The organism is Pseudomonas sp. FR229a (assembly GCF_030209115.1).
Lineage (GTDB): Bacteria > Pseudomonadota > Gammaproteobacteria > Pseudomonadales > Pseudomonadaceae > Aquipseudomonas > Aquipseudomonas moraviensis_A.
Window position 1 is genome coordinate 114,641 of sequence record NZ_JARVSP010000006.1, and the last position, 24,472, is coordinate 139,112.

Consider the following 24,472-nt stretch of genomic DNA (forward strand, 5'->3'; position numbering starts at 1 on the left):
GACTCGGTATTACTGGCCGCTACGCAACATCTCCTTCGGCACATATTTGCCGATCTCGAACTTGCCGATCGCCGCGCGGTGCACTTCGTCGGGGCCGTCGGCCAGGCGCAAGGTGCGTTGCATGGCGTACATATAAGCCAGCGGGAAGTCGTTCGACACCCCGGCGCCGCCGTGCATCTGGATCGCCCGGTCGATCACCCGCAAGGCGACGTTCGGCGCCACAACCTTGATCTGCGCGATCTCGCTCTTCGCCACCTTGTTACCGACAGTGTCCATCATGTACGCCGCTTTCAACGTCAGCAGGCGGGCCATGTCGATTTCCATCCGCGAGTCGGCGATCTTGTCGATATTGCCGCCCAGGCGCGCCAGCGGTTTGCCGAACGCGGTGCGGCTCACCGAGCGTTTGCACATCAGTTCCAGTGCCCGCTCAGCCATGCCGATCGAGCGCATGCAGTGGTGAATGCGTCCTGGGCCAAGGCGGCCCTGGGCGATTTCGAAGCCGCGTCCTTCACCGAGCAGGACGTTTTCGTACGGCACCCGCACGTTATCGAACAGCACTTCGGCGTGGCCGTGCGGCGCATCGTCGTAACCGAACACCGGCAGCGGCCGGACGATCTTCACCCCAGGGGTGTCGACCGGCACGAGGATCATCGAGTGCTGGGCGTGACGCGGCGCGTCGGGGTTGCTCAGACCCATGAAGATCAGAATCTTGCAGCGTGGATCGCAGGCGCCGGAGGTCCACCATTTCTTGCCGTTGATTACCCACTGATCGCCATCGCGCACGGCGCTGGCGGCCATGTTGGTCGCATCGGAGGACGCCACGTCAGGTTCGGTCATGGCGAACGCCGAACGGATCTCGCCGCGCAGTAGCGGTTCGAGCCAGCGCTGTTTCTGTTCTTCATTGGCGTAACGCACCAGCACTTCCATGTTGCCGGTATCCGGCGCCGAGCAGTTGAACGGCTCCGGCCCCAGCAGGGAACGGCCCATGATTTCCGCCAGCGGCGCGTATTCGAGGTTGCTCAGGCCGGCACCCAGTTCGGACTCGGGCAGAAACAGATTCCACAGCCCTTCCGCCTTGGCCTTGGCCTTGAGCTCTTCCATGATCGCGGTCGGCTGCCAGCGATCGCCCTCGGCGACCTGGCGCTCGAACACCGCTTCGGCCGGGTAAACGTAAGTGTCCATGAACGCAGTCACGCGCTCACGCAGTTCTTGCACCTTGGGCGAATAAGCGAAATCCATGGGTAGTTACCTTCTCGGGCAGAGGTTGTTCAAGTCATGCAATCGATGCTAGAACAGCACTGATAATTTACCTAGCCTATTCTCGGCGTGTATAAACATTCATCACCGATATATGATCGGCTGATCCTGAGCCCCAAAACACTTGCACTTAATAACAAGAGAAGCCGCGTTATGAACCTGAGCAAGGTCGACCTCAACCTTTTCATCGTCTTCGACGCGATCTACACCGAAGCCAACCTGACCCGCGCCGGGCAGATTGTCGGCATCACCCAACCGGCGGTGTCCAACGCCCTGGCCCGGCTGCGCGAGACCTTCAACGACCCGCTCTTCGTGCGTACTGCCCAAGGCATGGTGCCAACGCCGATGGCGCAGAACATCATCGGCCCGGTGCGTAATGCCCTGTCGCTGCTGCGTGTGTCGGTGCAGGAAAGCCGCATCTTCAACCCGGCGCAGGCAGTCAAGACTTATCGCATCAGCATGACCGACCTCACGGAAGCAATCATTTTGCCGCCGTTGTTCCAGCGTCTGCGCCGCCTGGCGCCGACGGTGATCATCGAAAGCTTTCTGTCGAAACGCCGGGAAACCACCAAGGAACTGGCGGCCGGGCGCCTGGATTTCGCCGTGGATGCGCCGCTCAATACCGACCCGCAGGTGCGCCACGTCAAGCTGATGGACGACCGTTACGTCTGCGCCATGCGCAAGGGCCATCCGATGGCAGGGAAGGAAAAACTCAGCCTTGATGATTATCTGTCGCTGACCCACATCCATATCTCCAGCCGCCGCAGCGGTCTGGGTTATGTCGATCTGGCGCTGGGCAAAATGGGCATCCAGCGCAAGATCGCCCTGCGCTCGCAGCACTATTTGATGGCCTCGCAGGTGATGCAGCAGACCGACATGGTCATGACCGTGCCGGAACGCTTCGCCCGTCGTCATGACTTGCAGGCGTTCAATTTGCCGGTGAATGATGTGCCGTCGGTGGAAACGCATTTGTACTGGCACGAAAGCACCGACCAGGACCCGGCCAACCGATGGATGCGTGAGCAGATGATCGAGTTGTGCCAGCAGGTGACGGCGCAGGAGAAGAAGCTGGATAAGCAGGCGGTTTGAGGCAAATCAGAAGATCGCAGCCTTCGGCAGCTCCTACATTTGGAATGCATTCCCCTGTAGGAGCTGCCGAAGGCTGCGATCTTTTTCTTGCTTGACGTAAACGTAAACCACCGATTAGCTTAGCGCCATGCCCCTTTTCCGAGCGCTTTCATGAGCAGTCAGACCTACAGCATTTCCGACCTCGCCCGCGAGCTGGACATCACCACCCGGGCGATCCGCTTTTATGAAGAGCAAGGCCTGCTCAGCCCCGAGCGTCGTGGCCAGGAACGCATTTACTCACCACGGGACAAGGTCACGCTGAAGCTGATCCTGCGCGGCAAGCGCATCGGCTTTTCCCTCGCCGAATGCCGCGAGCTGATCGAGCTCTACGACCCGTCCAGCGGTAACACCCGACAGCTCAATAGCATGCTGGCGAAAATCAGCGAACGCCGCGAACAGCTCGAGCAGCAGTTGCTGGATATCGAACAGATGAAACTCGAGCTTGATACCGCCGAAGAACGCTGCGTGCAGGCGCTGGAGCAGACGCTCAAAAGCCAGGCGGTCTAGCAAACACTACATCCCCCCTGTAGGAGTGAGCCTGCTCGCGATAGCGGTGTATCAGAAAAAAATATGGCGACTGACACTCCGCTATCGCGAGCAGGCTCACTCCTACAAGGGATCTCCACGAATTCAAAAGAGCAGGTCCCGCCCATGTCCCTCCCCTCCCAAGTACGCCTGATCGAAGTCGGCCCGCGCGATGGCCTGCAGAACGAAGCCCAACCGATCAGCGTGGCTGACAAGGTGCAACTGGTCGATGCACTGAGCGCCGCCGGGCTCGGCTATATCGAAGTCGGCAGTTTCGTTTCGCCCAAGTGGGTGCCGCAGATGGCCGGTTCCGCCGAGGTGTTCGCGCAGATTCAACGCAAGCCCGGCGTGACCTATGGCGCGCTGGCGCCGAATCTGCGCGGTTTTGAAGACGCGATTGCCGCCGGAGTCAAGGAAGTTGCGGTGTTCGCTGCGGCCTCCGAGGCGTTCTCGCAGCGCAATATCAATTGTTCGATCAGCGAGAGCCTGGCGCGCTTTGCGCCGATCATGGAGGCGGCGAAACAACACGGCGTTACCGTGCGCGGTTACGTTTCCTGTGTGCTGGGTTGTCCGTATGAAGGCACGGTCGCGCCGGAGCAAGTGGCAATGGTCGCCCTTGAGCTGTACGCGATGGGCTGCTACGAAGTGTCGCTGGGCGACACCATCGGCACCGGTACGGCGGGCGCGACCCGGCGCCTGTTCGAGGTGGTCTCGGCGCAGGTGCCACGGGACAAACTGGCCGGACATTTCCATGACACCTATGGGCAGGCCATGGCCAATATCTACGCCAGCCTGCTCGAAGGCATTGCGGTGTTCGACAGCTCTATCGCCGGCCTCGGCGGCTGCCCGTACGCCAAAGGCGCAAGCGGTAACGTCGCCACCGAAGACGTGGTGTACCTGCTCAACGGCTTGGGCATCGAGACCGGTATCGACCTGGACGCCTTGATCGCCGCGGGCCAGCAGATCAGCGCAGTGCTCGGCCGTCCGACCGGTTCGCGGGTGGCGAAGGCACGCAGCGCCCAGTGAGGTGTTACCGCTGGGTCAGTGATGTGGGCAAAAGCGAGTAACACGGAAACAAATTGTCTGGCTTTGCCCAGGGCTGAAAACCTATGAAAATCGTAACCCGTTGATCTACAACTCTTTTAAAAAGTTGGCACGACACCTGCTATCTCTATCGCATAACAAGAATAAAAAGCCGCAAACCAATAAAAACAAGACGAAACGACTCTGACATAACAAGAACAACACGGCAGAGACGCAGCTAACAGATTTTTTTGGAGAAGGTGTGCTTTTCAGGGTGCTCTCAGGAGTGACCCGCAACCGGGCAGAGAACAATAAAACTACCTTCAGGTAGCTCCCGAATCGGTTGGATCGTTTGACGAGAAAGCAGATCAGCGCTCAAAAAAATACGTTTGCTCTTGACCCCGGATGGGGGTCGCCAAAAGCTGTACAGGGCCACGGTTGCCAAAAACAACAACAGACCGACCCTCAATAATAAAAAGAGCACGCAACGACAAATTAAAGGGGAGCCTCGGCTCCCCTTTGTGCTTTCTGCAATTCCTGAATTCACCCGATCCCCTGTAGGATTGAGCCTGCTCGCGATAGCGTCATATCAGCCGATGCAAATATTGACTGATACACCGCTATCGCGAGCAGGCTCACTCCTACAGGGATTTGTGTCAGGCGTTATTGATGCGCAGCTCTTCGATACTGATCTCACGCATCCTGAATTTCTGGATCTTCCCCGTCACTGTCATCGGAAACGCGTCGACGAACTTGAAGTAACGCGGTGTCTTGAAGTGCGCAATCCGCGCTTTGCACCAGGTTTGCAGCTCCAGTTCAGAGGCGCTGTGGCCGGGGTGGAATTTGATCCAGGCGACGATCTCTTCACCGTAGCGCGGGCACGGAATGCCGATCACCTGCACATCCGCTACCGCCGGATGGGTGAAGAAGAATTCTTCCAGCTCTCGGGGATAAACGTTCTCGCCGCCACGAATGATCATGTCTTTGTTACGCCCGGAGATGTTGACGTAACCCTCCTCGTTCATGCTCGCCAGGTCGCCCGTGTGCATCCACCCCGCCTCATCGATGGCCTCGGCCGTGGCCTGCGGGTTATTCCAATAGCCGAGCATCACGCTGTAACCGCGGGTGCACAATTCACCGATGGTGCCGCGTGGCACGACGTTGCCTGCGTCGTCGATAATCTTGCTTTCCAGCTGTGGCTGAGTGCGCCCGACCGTGGTGACGCGCAGCTCAAGCTCGTCGGCCGGCCCGGTCTGCAACGACACCGGGCTGGTTTCGGTCATGCCGTAGGCGATCTGCACTTCGCTCATGTGCATTTCGCTGATCACTCGACGCATGACCTCGATCGGACAGGTCGCTCCGGCCATGATCCCCGTGCGCAGGCTCGTCAGGTCGAAAGCCTGCCGCTGCGGCTGATCGAGCATGGCGATGAACATGGTCGGCACACCGTACAGCGCCGTGGCTTTTTCTTCGGCCACCGCTTGCAGAGTCACCGCCGGATCAAAAGCGTCGCTGGGGTAAATCATCGTACTGCCATGGGTGACGCAGCCGAGGTTGCCCATGACCATGCCGAAGCAGTGATACAGCGGCACCGGAATCACCAGACGATCGGCAGACGTCAGGCCGAGGCTTTCGCCGACCATGTAGCCGTTGTTGAGAATGTTGTAGTGACTGAGGGTTGCGCCCTTGGGAAAACCGGTGGTGCCAGAGGTGTACTGGATGTTCACCGGTTGATCGAAATGCAGGCTGGCGCTGCGCTCGGCCAGTTGATCAGGCGAGACGCTGGCAGCCAGCTCGCTGAGCTGCGACCACGGCAGAAAGCCAGCTGGCGGGTTTGCATCGAGGCTGATCACGCCGCGCAAATCCGGCAGACGTTCGCTGCGCAGTTGACCGATGGCGTGCTCGGCCAGCTCGGGCGCCAGGCCTTGGAGCATTTCATGGTAATTCGAGGTTTTGAACGCGCCCGCGCAGACCAGCCACTGACAGCCGGATTGCTTGAGCACGTATTCGAGTTCCGAGCTGCGATAGGCGGGATTGATGTTGACCAGGATCACTCCGATCTTCGCCGTGGCGAATTGGGTGACGCACCACTGCGCACAGTTCGGCGCCCAGATGCCGAGGCGATCACCGGTCTGCAAACCCAATGCGAGCAAAGCTCTGGCCTGCTCATCCACGGCGTCGGCCAGTTGTCGCCAGGAGTAACGCAACTGCTGATGGCACACCACCAGCGCCTCGCCATCCGGGTATTGCGCGACCGTCTGATCGAAGCGCTGACCGATGGTCAGCGCCAGCAGGGCCTGATCCTGAGAACCACGGGTGTAGCTGCGCGGCGGGTTTGCAGTGGGGTGATCCATGACGAGCCCTATTGTCTTTATTTATGGGTAACGACGACCCTGTAGGAGTGAGCCTGCTCGCGATAGAGTCGTGTCAGCAAACGCAAATATTGACTGACACACTGCCATCGCGAGCAGGCTCACTCCTACAGAAAGCTCTGCGTTTTCTATCCTGAACTGTCCTTACTCTCGCGCAAGTTGACGCTTACGTAAAGCTGATTGACAGCCGAACTCGGGAAGCTTTACGTTAACGTAAAGCTGAGCGCCGATCTGACGTGCACTCCACCCGATAAAAAAGCCAAAAGGTGACCCATGAGCTATCCATCCCTGAACTTCGCCCTCGGTGAAACCATCGACATGCTGCGCGATCAGGTGCAGTCCTTCGTCGCCGATCAGATCGCCCCGCGTGCCGCGCAGATCGATCACGACAACCTGTTCCCGGCCGATATGTGGCGCAAATTCGGTGACATGGGTCTGCTCGGCATCACCGTGCCGGAAGAGTACGGCGGCGCGGGCCTGGGTTATCTGGCGCACGTGGTGGCGATGGAAGAAATCAGCCGTGGCTCGGCGTCGGTGGCGTTGTCATACGGCGCGCACTCCAACCTCTGCGTCAACCAGATCAACCGCAACGGCAACCACGAACAGAAGAGCAAATACCTGCCGAAACTGATCAGCGGCGAGCACGTCGGCGCCCTCGCCATGAGCGAGCCCAATGCCGGTTCCGATGTGGTCTCGATGAAGCTGCGTGCCGACAAACGCGGCGACCGCTTCGTCCTCAACGGCAGCAAGACCTGGATCACCAACGGCCCTGACGCCAACACCTACGTGATCTACGCCAAGACCGATCTGGAAAAAGGCCCGCACGGCATTACTGCGTTCATCGTCGAGCGTGACTGGAAAGGCTTCAGCCGCAGCAACAAGTTCGACAAGCTGGGCATGCGCGGCTCCAATACCTGCGAGCTGTTCTTCGATGACGTCGAAGTGCCGGAAGAGAACATCCTCGGCGTGCTCAACGGTGGCGTGAAGGTGCTGATGAGCGGCCTCGATTACGAACGCGTGGTGCTCTCGGGCGGCCCGACCGGGATCATGCAGTCGTGCATGGACCTGATCGTGCCGTACATCCACGACCGCAAGCAGTTCGGCCAGAGCATCGGCGAATTCCAGCTGATCCAGGGCAAAGTCGCCGACATGTACACCCAACTCAACGCCAGCCGCGCCTATCTGTACGCGGTTGCGCAGGCCTGTGAGCGCGGCGAAACCACGCGCAAGGATGCCGCTGGAGTGATTCTCTACACCGCCGAACGCGCCACACAAATGGCCCTCGATGCCATCCAGATTCTTGGCGGCAACGGCTACATCAACGAATTCCCCGCCGGCCGCCTGCTGCGCGACGCCAAGCTCTACGAAATCGGCGCCGGCACCAGCGAAATCCGCCGCATGCTGATCGGTCGCGAACTGTTCAACGAGACGAAATGAATTTCGTCAGTTGCAAGCCGCAAGCCACAAGCTGCAAGAGATCCACGCTCTTGCCCAACCTGCAGCTTGCCGCTTGTAGCTAGAAGCTGCTTACGGAGTAAGCCCCATGATCCTGCACACTCAGCTCAACCCGCGCTCCGCGGAGTTCGCCGTCAACAGCGCGGCGATGCTCAAACAGGTCGACGCGCTGCACACCCTGCTCGCTCAAGTGGCCCAGGGTGGCGGTGCCAAAGCCCAGGAACGCCACACCTCGCGCGGTAAATTGCTGCCGCGTGAACGCATCAATCGCCTGCTCGATCCGGGCTCGCCGTTTCTGGAAATCAGCCAACTGGCCGCTCACGCCGTGTATGGCGAAGACGTCCCCGCCGCCGGGGTGATTGCCGGGATCGGTCGCGTCGAAGGCGTGGAATGCATGATCGTCGCCAACGATGCGACGGTGAAAGGCGGTTCGTATTACCCGCTCACGGTGAAGAAACACCTGCGTGCACAGACCATCGCCCAGCAGAATCGCCTGCCGTGCATTTATCTGGTGGACTCGGGTGGCGCCAACCTGCCGCGTCAGGACGAAGTGTTTCCGGATCGCGAGCACTTCGGACGGATCTTTTTCAATCAGGCCAACATGAGCGCCATGGGCATCCCGCAGATCGCCGTGGTCATGGGCTCGTGCACCGCTGGCGGCGCATATGTGCCAGCGATGGCGGACGAAGCGATCATGGTGCGCAACCAGGCGACGATCTTTCTCGCCGGCCCGCCGCTGGTGAAAGCTGCAACCGGTGAAGTGGTCAGCGCCGAGGATCTGGGCGGTGCCGATGTGCATTGCAAGACTTCCGGCGTGGCCGACCATTACGCCGAGAACGACGAACACGCCCTCGCCCTCGCCCGCCGCAGCGTCGCCAACCTCAACTGGCGCAAGCTCGGCGAGGTGCAGCAACGCACGCCGATTGCGCCGCTGTACGCCAGCGACGAGTTGTACGGCGTGGTCCCGGCTGACGCCAAGCAGCCATTCGATGTGCGCGAAGTAATCGCGCGACTGGTCGATGGCTCGGTGTTCGATGAATTCAAGGCGCTGTTCGGCACCACGCTGGTTTGCGGTTTCGCTCACTTGCACGGCTACCCGATCGCAATCCTGGCGAACAACGGCATTCTCTTCGCCGAAGCCGCGCAAAAAGGCGCGCACTTCATCGAACTGGCCTGCCAACGCGGTATTCCACTGCTGTTTCTGCAGAACATCACCGGCTTCATGGTCGGACAGAAATACGAAGCCGGCGGCATTGCCAAGCACGGCGCGAAGCTGGTTACCGCAGTGGCCTGCGCCAAGGTGCCGAAATTCACCGTGATCATCGGCGGCAGCTTCGGGGCCGGCAACTACGGCATGTGCGGTCGCGCTTACGACCCACGTTTTTTGTGGATGTGGCCGAACGCGCGGATCGGCGTGATGGGCGCCGAACAGGCCGCCGGCGTGCTGGTGCAGGTCAAACGCGAACAGGCCGAACGCAGCGGTCAGGCGTTCAGCGCCGAGCAGGAGGCCGAGATCAAGCAGCCGATTCTCGACCAGTACGAAGAGCAGGGTCACCCCTACTACTCCAGCGCGCGGTTGTGGGACGACGGCGTCATCGACCCGGCGCAGACCCGCGATGTGCTGGCCCTGGCCTTGTCCGCGTCGCTGAACGCGCCAATCGAACCGAGCCGCTTCGGCGTGTTCCGGATGTGATGGGGAGAACCTGATGAGCGACTTCAATACCCTCGAACTGCAAACCGACCCGCGCGGCTTCGCGACGCTGTGGCTCAACCGCGCCGAGAAAAACAACGCCTTCAACGCCGAGATGATCCGCGAACTGATCCTCGCCCTCGACAAGGTGGCCAGCGATTCGAGCCTGCGTTTTCTGCTGTTGCGCGGGCGCGGCAAGCACTTCAGTGCCGGCGCCGACCTGGCCTGGATGCAGCAGTCGGCGGAGCTCGATTACCACACCAACCTCGACGACGCCCGCGAACTGGCCGAGCTGATGTACAACCTCGCCAAATTGAAAATCCCCACCCTCGCCGTGGTTCAGGGCGCGGCGTTCGGTGGCGCGCTGGGCCTGATCAGTTGCTGCGACATGGCGATTGGCGCCGATGATGCGCAGTTCTGCCTGTCGGAAGTGCGCATCGGCCTGGCGCCGGCGGTGATCAGCCCGTTTGTAGTGCAGGCGATCGGTGAGCGAGCGGCGCGGCGTTACGCGCTGACCGCCGAGCGCTTCGGCGGACAGCGGGCGCGGGAGATCGGCTTGTTGTCGGAAAGCTGTCCTGCCGCTGAACTGGAGCAGCAGGTCGAGCAGTGGATCGACAATCTGTTGCTCAACAGCCCCGCCGCCATGCGTGCCAGCAAGGACTTGCTGCGTGAAGTCGGCAACGGCGCGCTGACCCCGGCCCTGCGCCGCTACACGGAAAATGCCATCGCGCGGATTCGCGTCAGCGCCGAAGGCCAGGAAGGCTTGCGCGCCTTTCTGCAAAAACGCCCGCCGAGCTGGCAAGCCGCATCCACCAAGGAGTCGCGTTGATGAGCGCACCTGTGATTACCACCCTATTGGTGGCCAACCGCGGCGAAATCGCCTGCCGGGTCATGCGCACCGCCAAGGCCTTGGGCCTGACTACCGTCGCTGTGCACAGCGCCACCGACCGCGATGCGCGGCACAGCCGTGAAGCCGATATCCGCGTCGATCTGGGCGGCAGCAAGGCCGCTGACAGTTATCTGCAAATCGACAAATTGATCGCTGCTGCCAAGGCCAGCGGCGCCGAGGCGATTCATCCCGGCTACGGCTTTCTCTCGGAAAACGCCGGATTCGCCCGCGCCATCGAAGCTGCCGGCCTGATCTTTCTCGGCCCGCCTGCCTCTGCCATCGATGCGATGGGCAGTAAATCCGCCGCCAAAGCGCTGATGGAAAAGGCCGGCGTGCCTTTGGTGCCGGGCTATCACGGCGAGGCGCAGGACCTCGACACCTTCCGTGAAGCCTGCGAACGCATCGGTTATCCGGTGCTGCTCAAGGCCACGGCCGGTGGCGGCGGTAAAGGCATGAAAGTCGTGGAGGACGTCAGCCAATTGGCCGAAGCCCTCGCCTCCGCTCAGCGGGAAGCGCAGTCCTCGTTCGGCGACTCGCGGATGCTGGTAGAGAAGTATCTACTGAAGCCGCGTCATGTGGAGATTCAGGTGTTCGCCGACCAGCACGGCAACTGCCTGTATCTCAATGAGCGCGATTGCTCGATCCAGCGGCGGCATCAGAAAGTCGTCGAAGAAGCCCCGGCGCCGGGCCTGACGCCGGAATTGCGCCGGGCCATGGGCGAAGCGGCGGTGCGTTCGGCACAGGCAATCGGTTATGTCGGCGCTGGCACCGTGGAGTTTCTGCTGGATGCGCGCGGCGAGTTTTTCTTCATGGAAATGAACACGCGCCTGCAGGTCGAGCACCCGGTGACCGAAGCGATCACCGGGCTCGATCTGGTCGCCTGGCAGATTCGCGTCGCCCGGGGTGAAGCGCTGCCGATGACCCAGGCGCAGATGCCGCTCAACGGTCATGCGATTGAAGTGCGCTTGTATGCCGAGGATCCGGCGAATGATTTTCTGCCGGCCACCGGGCGTCTGGATCTGTACCGCGAATCGGCACAGGGTCCGGGGCGGCGAGTGGACAGCGGGGTCGAGGAAGGTGACGAGATTTCGCCGTTCTACGACCCGATGCTCGGCAAACTGATTGCCTGGGGTGAAGATCGCGAACAGGCGCGCCTGCGTCTGCTGAGCATGCTCGATGAGTTTGCGATTGGCGGACTGAAGACCAACATCAACTTTCTGCGCCGGATCATCGCGCATCCGGCGTTTGCCGCGGCAGAACTGGATACCGGGTTCATTCCGCGTTATCAGGAGCAGTTGCTGCCAGCGCCAGGTACGTTGAGCGATGAGTTCTGGCAAGCGGCGGCGCAGGCTTTCGCGCAGAGTCTGCCAGCACGTAAGCGGACGGATGATCCCGCCTCGCCGTGGTCTTGCGGCAGTGGTTTGCGGGCAGGCTTGCCGGCGGAGATCACTTTGCATTTAAGTTGCGAGGGACAGGATCGTGCGCTGACATTGGCAGCTGCGGCCCACGCCAGACTGTTGGGCGAAGCGCTGGTTGTCGAGCATGACGGCGTGCGCCGCACGTTGCGGGCAATTCGTCAGGGCGATTCGTTGTATCTGCAGTGGGAGGGAGAGCTGCGACGCATCGAGGCCCATGATCCGATCAGTGCCGTTGAGGCCAGCCACAGCCACCAGGGCGGTCTGACCGCGCCCATGAACGGCAGCATCGTGCGCGTGCTGGTCGAGGTCGGGCAAGCGGTCGAGGCCGGGGCGCAACTGGTGGTGCTCGAAGCCATGAAGATGGAACACAGCATTCGTGCGCCACAGGCGGGCGTGGTCAAAGCGCTGTATTGCCAGGAAGGCGATATGGTCAGCGAAGGCAGCGCTTTGGTTGAACTGGAACAAGTGTGAAATTGCAGGATCGATCCGGGCCTTGAGCGAGGATCGATCCGGTCAGAAACGCGCCGTCGCCTGAACCACCACGCCGACAATCCGGCATTCATCGGTGAACAGCGCTTTCGGCCAGGTCGGATTGAGCGGCACCAGGTAACGCTGGCCGGCCTGTTCGTCGAGTTTGCGGAAAATCGCTTCTTCGCTGTCCGGCCACTGGGCAATCACCAGTTTTCCAGGCACCGCCTCCAACTCCGGGTCGACCAGAATCAGCATGCCCTCGGCAATGCTCTGACCGCTGGGCGCGGTCATCGAATCCCCCGTCACGGTCAGCCAGAACGCCGCACCGCGAGCGTGGTAATCGGTAAGTTCGAAGCGCTGCTTCGCCGATGCGCCGGCGTAGCTCGCCGAATCGTCGCGCACCTCACAGGGCGCGTGCCAGTCACGAACCGGGTAGCGGAAGTACGGGTTGTACTTCTGCGCCAGCGGCATTTCATCCTCCGGCGTCGGCTGCGGTTCGCGGATCACCAGAACGACTTCGAGGAAATCCAGTCCCAGCGCTTTGAGCACACGGTTCATTTCGGTAACACCGGGTTCGCGACGCTTGTTCAGCCAATGACCGATCCCGCCCTGGGACATGCCGACGCGCTCTCCGAGCTCTGTTTGAGTGACTTTGAGTTCACTCATCTTGGCCTTGACCAACTCAATCCATTTATCCATGTGCCGCACCTTACGCGGACGTCTTCGACCGGCAAAACACATATTGTAGTATTTAAATTCTGGTCACAAATACAGGCGGTACTATCCTAGGTAAACGGACTTTCAATCGAACATGGAGTGCCTTCTCATGATGAACATCAGCAGCAAAGACCTGCCCGATCTGCAAATCGACACCAGCTTCACTTCGCCCCAAGGCACCGCCGCCGCACAACGCGCGCTGGACTACTACTTGAAACCGGCAATTTCAGAACCTGAGACTGAAGAACGGTTCTTCGATGTCAAAGGCCATCTCAGCGGCGAGGAAGCGCTGGTGCATGCCTCGGACCTGTTGCGATGCGCAGCCGCCACGGCCTTCAAGGCCGCAGAAAACCTGCAGGGCACGAATCGCGACCTGGCCTTCTCGGTGGTGCACATGGTGGATATGGCGCGGGCGATGGTCGATCACTCGATCGACAACGATGAAGTCATAGCAAACAAGGTACGGACGGACAGGAAAGAATTTTCCCATCGCGCAGATAAAAACATTTGACTTGCAAATGATAATGATTATTATTGCAAGCAGCTGGTCGCGAGATCAGTCGATGGACCAGAGACCTTAGGTCGGTCTTCTGGACTATCTCCTCATCAGGCTAATCACGGTTTTTGACCCGGCTTTTTGCCGGGTCTTTTTTTGCCCGTTTTTCGGGCTTGTGTCTTCAGGCTAATGAAGTCTTTGGGTGTTGCAAATTCGATGGCGCGGATAATATCAAAAGAATATTGATTGGCAAGCCGAGCCCGGCCACATTGGCCGAAACTAACGGCAATCAGCACTTGAGAATCAATCGCATAGCCTCTAAGCTGCTGGCGCGTCACGGAGGACGCCCCCGCCAGCACCCTGCAATTCCCCTCGGTTTCACCCCAGCCTGCGTGTAAAGTACCGGTCATAAAAATCCTGCTCAGGAAGCGACTATGACCGTGGCCAAATCTTCGTTCGACATCAGCGCCAATTTTGACAGCGGCAACATCCAAGTCATCGACATCAGCAACCCTCTCAATCCGGTTCTGGCGATCCGCCCGGACACCCGCAGCCCTCATTTTCAGTGGTTCCACTTCAAGGCCAGCGGCCTGCACGTTCATCAGGAACACTGGTTTCGCCTGGTCAACGCCAGTCAATCGACCTACAGCAAAGGCTGGCCGGGCTATCAAGCGGTGGCGTCGTATGATCACGTCAACTGGTTCCGCATTCCCACCAGCTTCGAAGGCGACAGCCTGCGCTTCTGCCTCGAAGCCGAACAGACCCACGCCTGGTTCGCCTACTTCGAACCCTACAGCCGCGGCCGCCACGATTGGTTGATCGAGCAGGCGCTGAGCAAGGCTGGCACCGAATTGCTGGCGACCGGCAAAAGCGTCGAAGGCCGCGACATTCAGCTGCTGCGCAAGGGCAGCGGCGCCGAAGGCCAGCGCAATATCTGGATCATCGCCCAGCAGCATCCGGGCGAACACATGGCTGAATGGTTCATGGAAGGCGTGATCGAGCGTCTGGAACGACAGGACGATCCGGTACTGAACAAACTGCTGGCCGGCGCCGATCTGTATCTGGTGCCGAACATGAACCCGGACGGCGCCTTCCACGGGCACCTGCGCACCAACGCCATGGGCCAGGATTTGAACCGCGCCTGGCAGAACGCCAGTCCGGACATCAGCCCGGAAGTGCTATTCGTTCAGCAGCAGATGGAAAAGTACGGCGTCGATGCGTTTATCGACGTACACGGCGACGAAACCATCCCCCACGTCTTCACCGCCGGCTGCGAAGGCAACCCTGGCTTTACGCCGCGCATCGAAAAGCTGGAAGAGCATTTTCGCAGCCATTTGAAGCACACCACCAAAGACTTCCAGACCACCTACGGCTACACCCGCGACGAACCGGGCCAGGCCAACATGACATTGGCCTGCAACAGTGTCGGACAGAAATATGACTGCCTGTCGCAGACTCTGGAGATGCCGTTCAAGGACCACGACGACCACCCGGACAAGATCACCGGCTGGTCGGGCAAGCGTTCGAAGCAATTGGGCAAGGACGTGCTGACCACTCTCGCCGACATGGTCGATATCCTGCGCTGATCCCCGGCGTCAGAAACAAAAGATCGCAGCCCGCCTGCGATCTTTTGCTTTGCCGACTCAGCCGCGATCGCGCCCGTGCAACATGCTGTCGAGCACTTCGTCACGACGCACCCAGCCATGAAACAGCGCCGCCGCCAAGTGCAGCAGCACCGTCAGAAACAGCAGATACGCCAGATAGCCATGGGACTTGCGCAACAGCGCGAACAGTTGCGCATCCGCCGGCACAATCGACGGCAGATGCAGCGACGCCGTGAGCATCACTGGCTCGCCCGATGCACTGATCATCGCCCAGCCGAGCAGCGGCAGCACCAGCATCAACGCGTACAGCAAGACGTGGGAAGCCCTGGCTGCCAGCACCTGCCAGCCCGGCAGATCATCCGGCAACGGCGGTTGACGTGTGGTGAAGCGCACCACCAGGCGCACAATAACTAGCGCCAGAATCGCGATGCCCAGCGGCTTGTGCAGATGAATCAGCCATTCATGGCGAGACGACACCGAAGTGACCATGCCCGCGCCGATAAACAGCATGGCGATGATCATCAGCGCCATCAGCCAATGGAGCAAACGCGCCAGCAATACGAAATGAGTCGGGTGCTTGCTCATGGGCGAGCCTCCTGTCTGGCGGCGGGCAATTGGCTGACTTCGCTGGTGCGACGCAGGTAGGAATCGGCGTAACCGGCCGAGCGCGCGGCGAGCAATGGGTCTTCCGAACCTTGAATCCCGGCTGGCAGCACCAGCGGGTCGTAGTTGATATCGCGGCACTCGCCACTCAGCTGCGGCTGGGTTTTCTCCAGCACCAAAGTCCCGGCGTTCAGTACTTTGCGATCTGTGGGCCAGGACTTGCTGGCATCGTTGACCGGGTCGTCAGCGTTGGCCAGGGTGATGTTCAGCTGGAAGCGCAAGGGTGCGGCGGCCAGGCGCTGCACCAGATCCTTCTCAAGAAAATCCGCGCCTTCAGGGGCGATTGCCCCCGCCGCGTCCTGCGCCAGCGGCGTCATGCTCCAGCGCACCGCCTGTTTCTTGCCGTTGCCATCGACCAGATAGAACGCATTGATGCTGTTATAGGTTTCGGTGGCGTAGCTGGCCGAGGGCTTGGCGGTCTTCACCCAAGTCAAGAACGGCACGGCTTCCGGATGTGCGGCGAAGAACGCCGGTACCTTGGTCGGGTCAGGCTTGCCGGTGGCCGGATCCGGCGACTGCGCTTGCTGCAATTGATAGAACGCCTCGGGGGTGCCGATCGGGAACACCGGCATGCTGTTCATGCCGGTGCGCCACTGCTGGCCGTCCGCCTGAGTGAAACGCAGCGCCAGGCTGCGGATCGGCACGGCGCTGTCCGGCGCATAGGGATTGCCGGCGGGCAAGGCAAAGCGCCCCACCACCGGCGTCTGCGGCAGGTTGAACACCTGCGCAGTGGAGTACGCCCGCGCCTCACCGCTGCTCTCGAAATGGCCAATCACGCAGACACCTTTGGCGTGGTTGCGACGAAAACCGGGATGCACGCCGTTGTTCTTTTCCAGCACATCGACCAACGCCTTTGGCGTCAGGCGCTGTGGGTCAAGGTTGCCGTGCACGTAGGCAAACGCCCCGGCCACGGCGGCGACAATCACGGCAATGCCGCCCAGACGGAAAACCAGGCTCGCAGCGCTCAGTGGCTGGCGCGGCGGCCTGCCGGGCGGTGCAGCGTTGGGTGATGAGCGATCAACCATGAATATCTCCAGGCCATCGGCCACAAGTGGAAAGAGTCAGCAAGACGCACCCCGTCAGGGTTTATTCCACGGCGCCGTATTTATTTTTGCGCACGGGGAATAACCTGCGCTGACGGGCGTCTTCCTAGTCCACAGCGTAGCGACCAGCAGAAATTCATGAGCGAATTCGACGAACAGTTGAGAGAAATCATTCCCAGATTGCGCCGCTTCGCCGTGTCGTTGACGCGCAACAGCAGCAGCGCTGACGATCTGGTCCAGGCCAGCCTCGAGCGGGCGCTGTCGGCGTGGGGCGAAAAACGCGCCGAAGGCGACTTGCGCGCCTGGCTGTTTGCGATCCTCTATCGGCAATTTCTCGATGCCCACCGTCGCTCGCGGCGCTATGCGCGCATGCTCGAATTCTTCACCGGTCGCGACGATGCCGAGCCGTCGGTGGAACGCACGGTGATCGCCCAATCGACCCTGCAAGCCTTCGAACGCCTGCCCACCGAACAACGCGCCCTGCTGCTGATGGTGTCGGTGGAGGGCCTGTCCTATAAAGAGGTCGCCGAGATCCTCGGCGCCCCGATCGGCACCGTGATGTCGCGCCTGTCCCGCGCCCGCCAGGCCTTGCGCCAACTCAGCGACGGCGAAATCAGCAGCCCTTCCCTGCGGATACTCAAATGATCAGCCTCCCTCCCAATGAGCGTGACTTGCACGCCTACGTCGATCACCAGCTCAGCGACGCCGACCGGCGCATGCTGGAAACATGGCTGGCCAGCCACCCTGAAGAAGCGGCGCAGGTTCGTGCCTGGCAACGCGATGCCCAGCAGTTGCGCGCGGCGCTCAGTGGTGCGTTGCAGCAGCCGAGCAATCCGGCGCTGGATCCGACGATGATTCGCCAGCGTCGCCGCGAGCAGTCACGTGGTCATCTGGCCCGCGCAGCGGTGTTGCTGATTGCCGTGAGCATTGGCGGTTTCAGTGGCTGGCAGGCACGGGAAATGACCCTGGTGCGTCCTGCGCAATTGCCGATGACCGACGCGTTGCAAGCCTACCGCCTGATTGCCCAGCAAGGCGTGCTGCCCGCCGATTACAAGGTCGACAGCGGCGGCGACATGCAGCGTTGGCTCGACCGTTACTTCAGCGGCGCCGGGCGCTTGCCCGATCTCAGGGCGGCCGGGTTCGAGCCGGTCAGCGGGCGCTTGCTCAGCACCGATGAGGGCCCGGCGGCGATGGTGATGTATGAGGATGGCAGCGGCCACAAGGTGAGTTTCTACCTGCGTCCGCCGGGGCCGAAAAACACTCTGCTGCCGCGCGGTTCGCGCAGCGATGGCGATCTGCAGGCCGATTACTGGTCGGGGCCCGGCTACAACTATGCAGTGGTCAGCCCGACGGACTCGCCAGCGGCGCAATTGCTCAAGCAATCACCACCTTTCTGAAATCCGCCCCCTGTAGGAGCTGACGAGTGCAACGAGGCTGCGATCTGTTGGCGGCAACCCAAGATCAAAAGATCGCAGCCTCGTTGCACTCGTCAGCTCCTACATTCGGAACCGTGCATATTTCATGGAGCCAACGCTGGAGGTCTGGTTACACTTGGACCACCGCGCTCCCGCTGGAGCCGGCCAATCCATCAGGAGCCTGTGCCGCGTGCCCGCAAGAACGCCGAAACGATCACGACTGAGCCAACGCTGGCCGTTGCTGCGCCGCCTGTTCGGCAAAGGCCTGCCCGCCAGCGCCGGGCACGATGCCAATGCCGCGATCATCCGCGATTACTTTCGCGACAAGGCCCACAGTCAGGGCTACACCCTCAGCCGCAGTCAGCAGCACGTCATTGATTGCATGGCGCAACAGGCCAGCGTGCTGTTGGGCGACAGCGGACTCACCCCACCCAGTCTGTATCTGTACGGCGCGGTCGGGCGCGGCAAGAGCTGGCTGCTCGACGGCTTCTTCCAGGCACTGCCGATCACCCGTAAACGCCGCCTGCATTTCCATCAGTTCTTCGCCCGACTGCATGACGGCATGTTCCGTCATCGCCAGCAGGAGGACGCGCTGGAAATCACCCTGGACGAGCTGCTGGAAGATTGTCAGGCGCTGTGTTTCGACGAGTTTCACGTGCATGACATCGGCGATGCGATGCTCATCACGCGCCTGTTCAAGGCGCTGTTCAAACGGCGGATCATGCTGTTGGTCACGTCCAACTATGCGCCGGAGGGCCTGCTGCCCAATCCGCTGTATCACGCACGCTTCAAACCGGTGATCGAGCTGATCAACACGCGCATGCAGGTGATGGAAGTCGGCGGCGCCCACGATTACCGCACGCTCAACCGCCAGCACACGCATCAGGTGTTTACCCAGGGGCATTACGTGTGGTCGGCGACGTCAGAGCAGCGCCAGGCCTTGAGCCTGCCGCCAGCCGATGCGCCTGCCATAGCGCTCGAGGTCGGCAAGCGCCAGCTTCAGGCGCGATCGTGCGAGGGCCGGCGCGTCGCTTTCACCTTCAATGACCTGTGCGAACAACCGACGGCAGTCATGGATTATCTGCAGCTCTGCCAGCGTTTCGACCAGTGGATCATCGATGACCTGCCACTGCTCGGGGACTGTCCGATCGCCGTGCAACAGCGCTTCATCAATCTGATCGACGTGCTTTACGATCAGGACAAACACCTGACCCTGCTCGGCCAACTGCCGCTGGGCCAGAGCCTGGAAGGCCACGCCATCGACCTGGCGCGCACGCGCAGCCGATTGGGGCAATTACAGGAAATCCACGAATCTGACTGACACCCGGCCCCCTGTAGGAGTGAGCCTGCTCGCGATAGCGCTCTTTCAGATGCTGATGATGTGACTGACAACCCGTCTTCGCGAGCAGGCTCACTCCTACAATGACCGGGTGTGATTCCAGCATCCTGCCCCGTTCAACATCCGCTTTACCGCTATCATGTCGCCCATCCTCAGCGCCCCCGCGTCGCTCCACCGATCAATAGCGAAACCAAACATGCATACTCTTGCTCAACTGCGCGCCGGCGAGCTGTCTGGCATTACCCGCCTCGATCTGTCTTGCGGACTCACCGAATTCCCCCGGGAAATTTTCCAACTGGCCGACACGCTGGAAGTGCTCAACCTCAGCGGCAATGCCTTGAGCAACCTGCCCGACGACCTGCACCGCCTGACACGCCTGCGCGTACTGTTCTGCTCCGACAACCAGTTCGGCGAACTGCCGACCTGCCTCGGCCAGTGCGCGGCGCTGACGATGGTCGGCTTCAAGGCCAATCGCATCGTCGATGTCCCCGGTGCCGCCCTGCCGCCGCAGCTGCGCTGGCTGATCCTCACCGATAACCGCATCGCAAGCCTGCCGAGCGAACTCGGTGAACGGCCCGCCCTGCAGAAACTGATGCTCGCCGGCAATCGCCTGCAATCGCTGCCGGAATCCCTGCGTCACTGCCATCGGCTGGAATTGATCCGCATCGCCGCCAACCAACTCGACGAGCTGCCACAGTGGCTGCTGACCTTGCCGAGCCTGACCTGGCTGGCCTACGCCGGCAATCCGCTGGAAACCGAAGCCGATGCCGCTGCCCTTGAGGCCACGCCGCTGATCGACTGGTCGGCGCTGCGCCTTGAGCAACAATTGGGCGAAGGCGCTTCCGGGGTGATTTCCCGGGCGATCTGGCAGCGCGACGATGGCACGACGCAGGCGGTTGCGGTGAAGTTGTACAAAGGCGAGATGACCAGCGACGGCTCGCCGTTGCACGAGATGAATGCCTGCATCACCGCAGGCTTGCACCCCAACCTGATCCGCGTCGAGGGGCGCATCAGCGGCCATCCCGATCAGCAGCAGGGATTGGTGATGCAGTTGGTTGATCCGAGCTTCCGCAATCTGGCGGGTTTGCCGAGCCTGGCCTCATGCTCTCGGGACGTCTATGCCGAAGATTGCCGGTTCTCGGCCGACGTGGCCCTGCGCATCGCCAAGGGCATCGCTTCGGCGGCGGAGCATCTGCATCGACAAGGCATCACCCACGGCGACCTCTACGGTCACAACATTCTGTTGAACTCTCAGGGTGATTGTCTGCTGGGGGATTTTGGCGCGGCGTCGTTTCATGCCACCGCCGATGACGCACAGACACGCGCGTTGCAGCGGCTGGAAGTGCGTGCATTCGGTGTGTTGCTCGGGGAGCTGCTGGAGCGTGTCGACTCGGGGTTGAGTACAGAGCGGCGCTTGGCATTGGAAGCGCTGGAGCGGCGCTGCTGTCAGGCGGATGTCTTGGGACGCCCGGCATTCAGCGAAGTGATAGAACTTCTGCAAGATCACTGACGGAGACGAACACTGTGGCGAGGGAGCTTGCTCCCGCTGGATGGCGAAGCCGTCCCGAAAAAGCGACGACTGCTGCGCAGCCGAGCGGGAGCAAGCTCCCTCGCCACAGGTCAATACAGCAGCAGATCAGCCAGCCAGGCCGACAAACATGTCCTGCACATCATCATGGTTGTCGAGACCTTCAAGGAACGCTTCGACTTCAGCCATCTGCTCGTCGCTCAACCCGCCGACCGGGTTCTTCGGCTGGTAGCCGAGCTTGGCCGACAGCACAGTGAAGCCTTGTTCCGGCAGGGCTTTCTGCACGGCATCAAGATCAGTCGGGTCGGTGAGGAACAGCGTCGCGCCCTCTTCACCCGGCTCGAAATCCTGGGCGCCGGCTTCAATCGCAGCCATTTCCGGATCGGCGTCGGGGCTATCCGGTGCGGCTTCGATCATGCCGACGTGGTTGAACATCCATGCCACCGAACCGGAAGCGCCCAACTGGCCCTTGCGGAACGCCACGCGGATTTCCGCGACGGTGCGGTTGATGTTGTCGGTCACGCATTCAACGATCAGCGGCACCTGATGCGGGGCAAAGCCTTCGTAGGTGACGCGATGGTATTGCACGGTTTCACCCAGCAGACCGGCGCCTTTCTTGATCGCGCGATCGAGGGTTTCTTTTGGCATCGAGGCTTTCTTCGCCTGTTCGACCACCAGACGCAGGTGTGCGTTGGTGGCGGTATCGGCGCCGTTGCGCGCAGCAATGGTGATTTCCTTCACCAGTTTGCCGAAGATTTTTCCTTTGGCGTTGGCTGCCGCTTCTTTGTGTTTAACCTTCCACTGTGCGCCCATTACTCACTCTCTTGATCTGTGGCGCCGAGACATCTATTGGCCGACGCGTGGCGGCAAGTTTATACGGCCTAAAGTCGGCAATCGACCAAAAAAACCGCTGACGGAATCGACATCTTCACCAAAGCGTGTAGGGGAATTCTGAAAAGCGCCTTTGACATGACCATTCAGCCCGACGGTTTCGTACCCTTGATTCCCCGTATCGCCTGACAGGGCTTGCTCGAATGCTCAATGACAAGGAAAGTCCGTTCACCCTTACCCTGACCGACAGTGGATTGCGCCTGCCGGTGGTGCGTTTTCGCGGCGAGGAAGCGCTGAACCAGCCCTACCGTTTCGACATCGAACTGCTCGGCCTGGCCCCGGCCATCGCTCCGGGATCCTTCCTGCACAGGCCAGCCTTTTTGCGGCTGAGTGAACAGCAGGGCTTCCACGGCACAATCTCCAGTGCCAGTTGCGAGCATCGCGGCACGCATCGGGTCGGCTATCGGCTGATTCTGGTGCCGTATCTGCAACAACTGGCGCAAGCGCAGCAACGACGCGTGTTCACCCACCTCAGCGCGCCGCAGATCATTCAACAACTACTCGAAGAACACGCCCTGCCAGCGCACAGCTACCGCATGGAAATGACCGTGGGCCACTACCCGGCCCGGGCGTTTTGCATTCAGTACGAAGAAACTGATCTGGCGCTGCTGCAACGGCTCTGCGAAGAAGAAGGCATCCACTATCACTTCGAACACGGGCCGGACGGACACGTCGTGGTGTTCGCCGACGACAGCCTGGGCCTGCCGCAGGAACCGGTCGAAATCCCCTTCAATGCCGAAGACCAACCGCCATCGCCCTGCGTCAGCGTTCTCTACCAACAGCATCGTGCGGCACCGGTGCCAATGCTGCATGCGGTGCGCAATCGCGGCCAGCCAGCCTGCAACGGCGAAGCGGCGAACGAAGTTTCCCCGCCGCTGCCGGTGCCAGCGCGCTCACTGGAGCGCCTGCACGCCGAACAACGCAGTCGTCGTCATCTGCAGCGACAACGCTGCCAACTGCGCTCCATTCACGGGCGCAGTGATTGCTGCTCTCTGCTCAGTGGCCGTTTGCTGCTGGTCGCAGATCACCCGATCAGTCATTTCAATGAACAGTGGTTGATCAGTGCCGTACGCCACCATGGGCAACACCCATCGATCCTTGATCCGGCGCCAAACGCTCATCGCTATCACAACGACTTTACCGCTCAGCCCTGGTCGAACGATTTTCGTCCGCCACTCAAACAGCCGCGTCCGAATGTGGCCGGTTATCACGTGGCGCGGGTGGCGGGTGCACCGGGGCAGCCTGCGCAAGTGGACGAAAACGGCTGTCTCGCCGTGACCTTGTGGCCCGCAGACCATCAGCCCGGCAATGACAGTGCCGCCCTCTGGCTGCCGATCGCCATGAGCCGGCTGAACGGCCCCGTCGCCGTCGATGAACTGCCAGGTGCCGGCAGCGAAGTATGGGTCAGCTTTCTCGACAGCGATCCGGACCGACCGATCCTGTGCCTCGGTCACGCCCGCCAGCCACCGGCCCGGGAGTCGGAGCCCGCGCGTGACAGCCTGCTGCTCGACTGGCTGATCAACCGCGCCGAACACTAGAGCAAAGTCAAAGATCGCGGCCTTCGGCAGCTCCCACATTCATTGCGCCAAGCGCAGCACTCATGTGGGAGCAAGCCTGCTCGCGAAGGAGTCACCTCGGTTTCAGTCGGGCGCCAGATCAAAAAAGGCCTGGATCAAGCGCAACTCACGTCGTCGCTCCATGCAGCCAAGCAGGTGTCGATTGACCAGCCCTTCCCCGGCAATGGGGATCGCCACCACGCGCGGGTCGTGGCTGACCTCCACCGATGACACCACACCGACTCCCAACTGCGCCGCGACCGCTTCGGTCACCGCCTCGCGACTGTCCAATTCCAGCAACACTCGGGGATTGATCGACGCCTGCGCACACGCCTGATCGAACGTGCGGCGGGTGATCGAACTCGGCTCGCGCAAAACCATGATCACCTGATCCAGCTCCTTGAGTTTCACTTCCCCCGCGCGGGCTGCCCATTGATGCGCTGCCGGCACCAGCGCGCAGATCCGTGACTCGCTCAGTGCTTGCAGATGCAGGCCTTTGCGCGGCTCGACCTCGGTCAGCACTGCAACGTCGGCGTGCTCCGACAACAGCGCCGCCAGGGTTTCCTGGGCATTGCCCAGACGCAGGTTCACGGTGATCCCCGGGTAGCGCGCGCGCAGGCTCGCCAACATCGGCATGACCAGGTGCGGCCCGTCCGCCGCCACCTCCAGACGCCCCGTCAGCAGCTGCCGATTGGCTTCGAGCAGTGTCTGCGCTTCTTCTGCCAGGCCAAACATGGCCCGGGTAATGGCTGCCAGTCTGGTGCCCTCCTCGGTCAGCTCCACCCGTCGCGCGGTGCGCCGCAACAAGGTGATCTGGTAGTGCTCCTCCAGCGCCTTGATGTGCCCGGTGACTGCCGGCTGGCTGATGAACAACCGCGCAGCAGCGCGGGTGAAGCTGCCTTCGCGGGCCACTGCATCGAAGGCGCGCAGCTGGAACAGGTTCATGAATAACTCTCACTGATGACTGGCATAACAACAAACAATTTGATTGA

The 24,472-nt window shown here is 61.1% G+C and carries 22 protein-coding genes; 14 read left to right on the top strand and 8 right to left on the bottom strand.

The genetic code is table 11. The annotated features are described in order from the left end of the window. Positions 1–9 precede the first annotated feature (9 nt). Positions 10–1,239 carry an acyl-CoA dehydrogenase gene (locus QRN33_RS04985; RefSeq protein WP_042609193.1) on the bottom strand — a complete coding sequence of 410 codons (1,230 nt, stop codon included), beginning with the start codon at positions 1,237–1,239 and terminating at the stop codon, positions 10–12. 171 nt (positions 1,240–1,410) lie between these two features. Between QRN33_RS04985 and QRN33_RS04990 the strand changes: the two genes are divergently transcribed. The 3 genes from QRN33_RS04990 to QRN33_RS05000 all read left to right on the top strand — a co-directional run bounded on the left by QRN33_RS04990 (position 1,411) and on the right by QRN33_RS05000 (position 3,936). Then, positions 1,411–2,346: a LysR family transcriptional regulator gene (locus QRN33_RS04990; protein WP_064363647.1), complete on the top strand. Its 936-nt coding sequence runs from the start codon at positions 1,411–1,413 to the stop codon at positions 2,344–2,346. 150 nt (positions 2,347–2,496) lie between these two features. Then, on the top strand, positions 2,497–2,892 hold the full coding sequence (locus QRN33_RS04995; RefSeq protein ID WP_042609191.1) for a MerR family transcriptional regulator: 396 nt from the start codon (positions 2,497–2,499) through the stop codon (positions 2,890–2,892). A 144-nt stretch (positions 2,893–3,036) separates the two neighbouring features. Beyond that, entirely contained in the window at positions 3,037–3,936 is a 900-nt protein-coding gene (locus tag QRN33_RS05000) for a hydroxymethylglutaryl-CoA lyase (RefSeq protein WP_285407440.1), read from the top strand. A gap of 653 nt (positions 3,937–4,589) precedes the next feature. On the opposite strand, the gene QRN33_RS05005 is transcribed toward QRN33_RS05000, so the two are convergent. Beyond that, complete coding sequence (locus QRN33_RS05005) at positions 4,590–6,287, bottom strand: AMP-binding protein (RefSeq protein ID WP_285407441.1); 1,698 nt, start codon at positions 6,285–6,287, stop codon at positions 4,590–4,592. A 291-nt stretch (positions 6,288–6,578) separates the two neighbouring features. Here QRN33_RS05005 and QRN33_RS05010 point away from each other — a divergent pair, with 291 nt between their 5' ends. The 4 genes from QRN33_RS05010 (at position 6,579) to QRN33_RS05025 (ending at position 12,228) form a co-directional block, all read left to right on the top strand. Beyond that, positions 6,579–7,742, top strand: coding sequence for an isovaleryl-CoA dehydrogenase (locus QRN33_RS05010; RefSeq protein WP_016775311.1), 1,164 nt, complete (start codon positions 6,579–6,581; stop codon positions 7,740–7,742). Positions 7,743–7,848: 106 nt separating this feature from the next. Beyond that, positions 7,849–9,453, top strand: coding sequence for a carboxyl transferase domain-containing protein (locus tag QRN33_RS05015; RefSeq protein ID WP_064363650.1), 1,605 nt, complete (start codon positions 7,849–7,851; stop codon positions 9,451–9,453). A 13-nt stretch (positions 9,454–9,466) separates the two neighbouring features. Further along, positions 9,467–10,279, top strand: a complete 813-nt coding sequence (locus QRN33_RS05020) for a gamma-carboxygeranoyl-CoA hydratase (RefSeq protein ID WP_042609186.1) — start codon at positions 9,467–9,469, stop codon at positions 10,277–10,279. Next, complete coding sequence (locus QRN33_RS05025) at positions 10,279–12,228, top strand: acetyl/propionyl/methylcrotonyl-CoA carboxylase subunit alpha (protein ID WP_285407442.1); 1,950 nt, start codon at positions 10,279–10,281, stop codon at positions 12,226–12,228. The genes QRN33_RS05020 and QRN33_RS05025 overlap by 1 nt, the downstream gene beginning before the upstream one ends. A gap of 42 nt (positions 12,229–12,270) precedes the next feature. Here QRN33_RS05025 and QRN33_RS05030 read toward each other — a convergent pair whose 3' ends face one another. Next, positions 12,271–12,927 carry a LexA family protein gene (locus QRN33_RS05030; RefSeq protein WP_285407443.1) on the bottom strand — a complete coding sequence of 219 codons (657 nt, stop codon included), beginning with the start codon at positions 12,925–12,927 and terminating at the stop codon, positions 12,271–12,273. A 130-nt stretch (positions 12,928–13,057) separates the two neighbouring features. Between QRN33_RS05030 and QRN33_RS05035 the strand changes: the two genes are divergently transcribed. Continuing rightward, positions 13,058–13,456: a DUF6124 family protein gene (locus QRN33_RS05035; protein ID WP_065616958.1), complete on the top strand. Its 399-nt coding sequence runs from the start codon at positions 13,058–13,060 to the stop codon at positions 13,454–13,456. 104 nt (positions 13,457–13,560) lie between these two features. On the opposite strand, the gene QRN33_RS05040 is transcribed toward QRN33_RS05035, so the two are convergent. After that, positions 13,561–13,851: a hypothetical protein gene (locus QRN33_RS05040; protein ID WP_227972625.1), complete on the bottom strand. Its 291-nt coding sequence runs from the start codon at positions 13,849–13,851 to the stop codon at positions 13,561–13,563. 24 nt (positions 13,852–13,875) lie between these two features. Here QRN33_RS05040 and QRN33_RS05045 point away from each other — a divergent pair, with 24 nt between their 5' ends. Further along, complete coding sequence (locus QRN33_RS05045) at positions 13,876–15,027, top strand: M14 family metallopeptidase (protein WP_285407444.1); 1,152 nt, start codon at positions 13,876–13,878, stop codon at positions 15,025–15,027. Positions 15,028–15,084: 57 nt separating this feature from the next. On the opposite strand, the gene QRN33_RS05050 is transcribed toward QRN33_RS05045, so the two are convergent. Together QRN33_RS05050 and QRN33_RS05055 are read right to left on the bottom strand one after the other, a co-directional pair. Beyond that, a complete protein-coding gene (locus QRN33_RS05050) occupies positions 15,085–15,630 on the bottom strand; it encodes a cytochrome b (RefSeq protein ID WP_042609182.1) in 546 nt (181 codons plus the stop codon). Continuing rightward, positions 15,627–16,733, bottom strand: coding sequence for a catalase family peroxidase (locus QRN33_RS05055; RefSeq protein WP_285407445.1), 1,107 nt, complete (start codon positions 16,731–16,733; stop codon positions 15,627–15,629). Before QRN33_RS05055 ends, QRN33_RS05050 begins: the two co-directional genes overlap by 4 nt. Before the next feature lie 156 nt (positions 16,734–16,889). Between QRN33_RS05055 and QRN33_RS05060 the strand changes: the two genes are divergently transcribed. The 4 genes from QRN33_RS05060 to QRN33_RS05075 all read left to right on the top strand — a co-directional run bounded on the left by QRN33_RS05060 (position 16,890) and on the right by QRN33_RS05075 (position 21,015). Beyond that, complete coding sequence (locus QRN33_RS05060; protein WP_016775320.1) at positions 16,890–17,396, top strand: RNA polymerase sigma factor; 507 nt, start codon at positions 16,890–16,892, stop codon at positions 17,394–17,396. Then, positions 17,393–18,148 (top strand): anti-sigma factor family protein, encoded by a 756-nt coding sequence (locus tag QRN33_RS05065; RefSeq protein ID WP_042609180.1) that lies wholly within the window; start codon positions 17,393–17,395, stop codon positions 18,146–18,148. The genes QRN33_RS05060 and QRN33_RS05065 overlap by 4 nt, the downstream gene beginning before the upstream one ends. Positions 18,149–18,356: 208 nt before the next feature. Further along, complete coding sequence (gene zapE, locus QRN33_RS05070; RefSeq protein WP_285407446.1) at positions 18,357–19,487, top strand: cell division protein ZapE; 1,131 nt, start codon at positions 18,357–18,359, stop codon at positions 19,485–19,487. Between the two features lie 214 nt (positions 19,488–19,701). Beyond that, positions 19,702–21,015, top strand: a complete 1,314-nt coding sequence (locus QRN33_RS05075; protein ID WP_285407447.1) for a leucine-rich repeat-containing protein kinase family protein — start codon at positions 19,702–19,704, stop codon at positions 21,013–21,015. A gap of 126 nt (positions 21,016–21,141) precedes the next feature. Here the strand turns inward: QRN33_RS05075 and QRN33_RS05080 are convergent, their stop codons facing one another. Beyond that, the gene (locus QRN33_RS05080) at positions 21,142–21,846 is read right to left on the bottom strand and encodes a YebC/PmpR family DNA-binding transcriptional regulator (RefSeq protein ID WP_064363658.1); all 705 of its coding nucleotides are present in this window, start codon (positions 21,844–21,846) and stop codon (positions 21,142–21,144) included. Between the two features lie 221 nt (positions 21,847–22,067). Between QRN33_RS05080 and QRN33_RS05085 the strand changes: the two genes are divergently transcribed. Further along, positions 22,068–23,462: a type VI secretion system Vgr family protein gene (locus tag QRN33_RS05085; RefSeq protein ID WP_285407448.1), complete on the top strand. Its 1,395-nt coding sequence runs from the start codon at positions 22,068–22,070 to the stop codon at positions 23,460–23,462. A gap of 102 nt (positions 23,463–23,564) precedes the next feature. On the opposite strand, the gene QRN33_RS05090 is transcribed toward QRN33_RS05085, so the two are convergent. Then, the gene (locus QRN33_RS05090) at positions 23,565–24,425 is read right to left on the bottom strand and encodes a LysR substrate-binding domain-containing protein (protein WP_285407449.1); all 861 of its coding nucleotides are present in this window, start codon (positions 24,423–24,425) and stop codon (positions 23,565–23,567) included. Positions 24,426–24,472 lie beyond the last annotated feature (47 nt).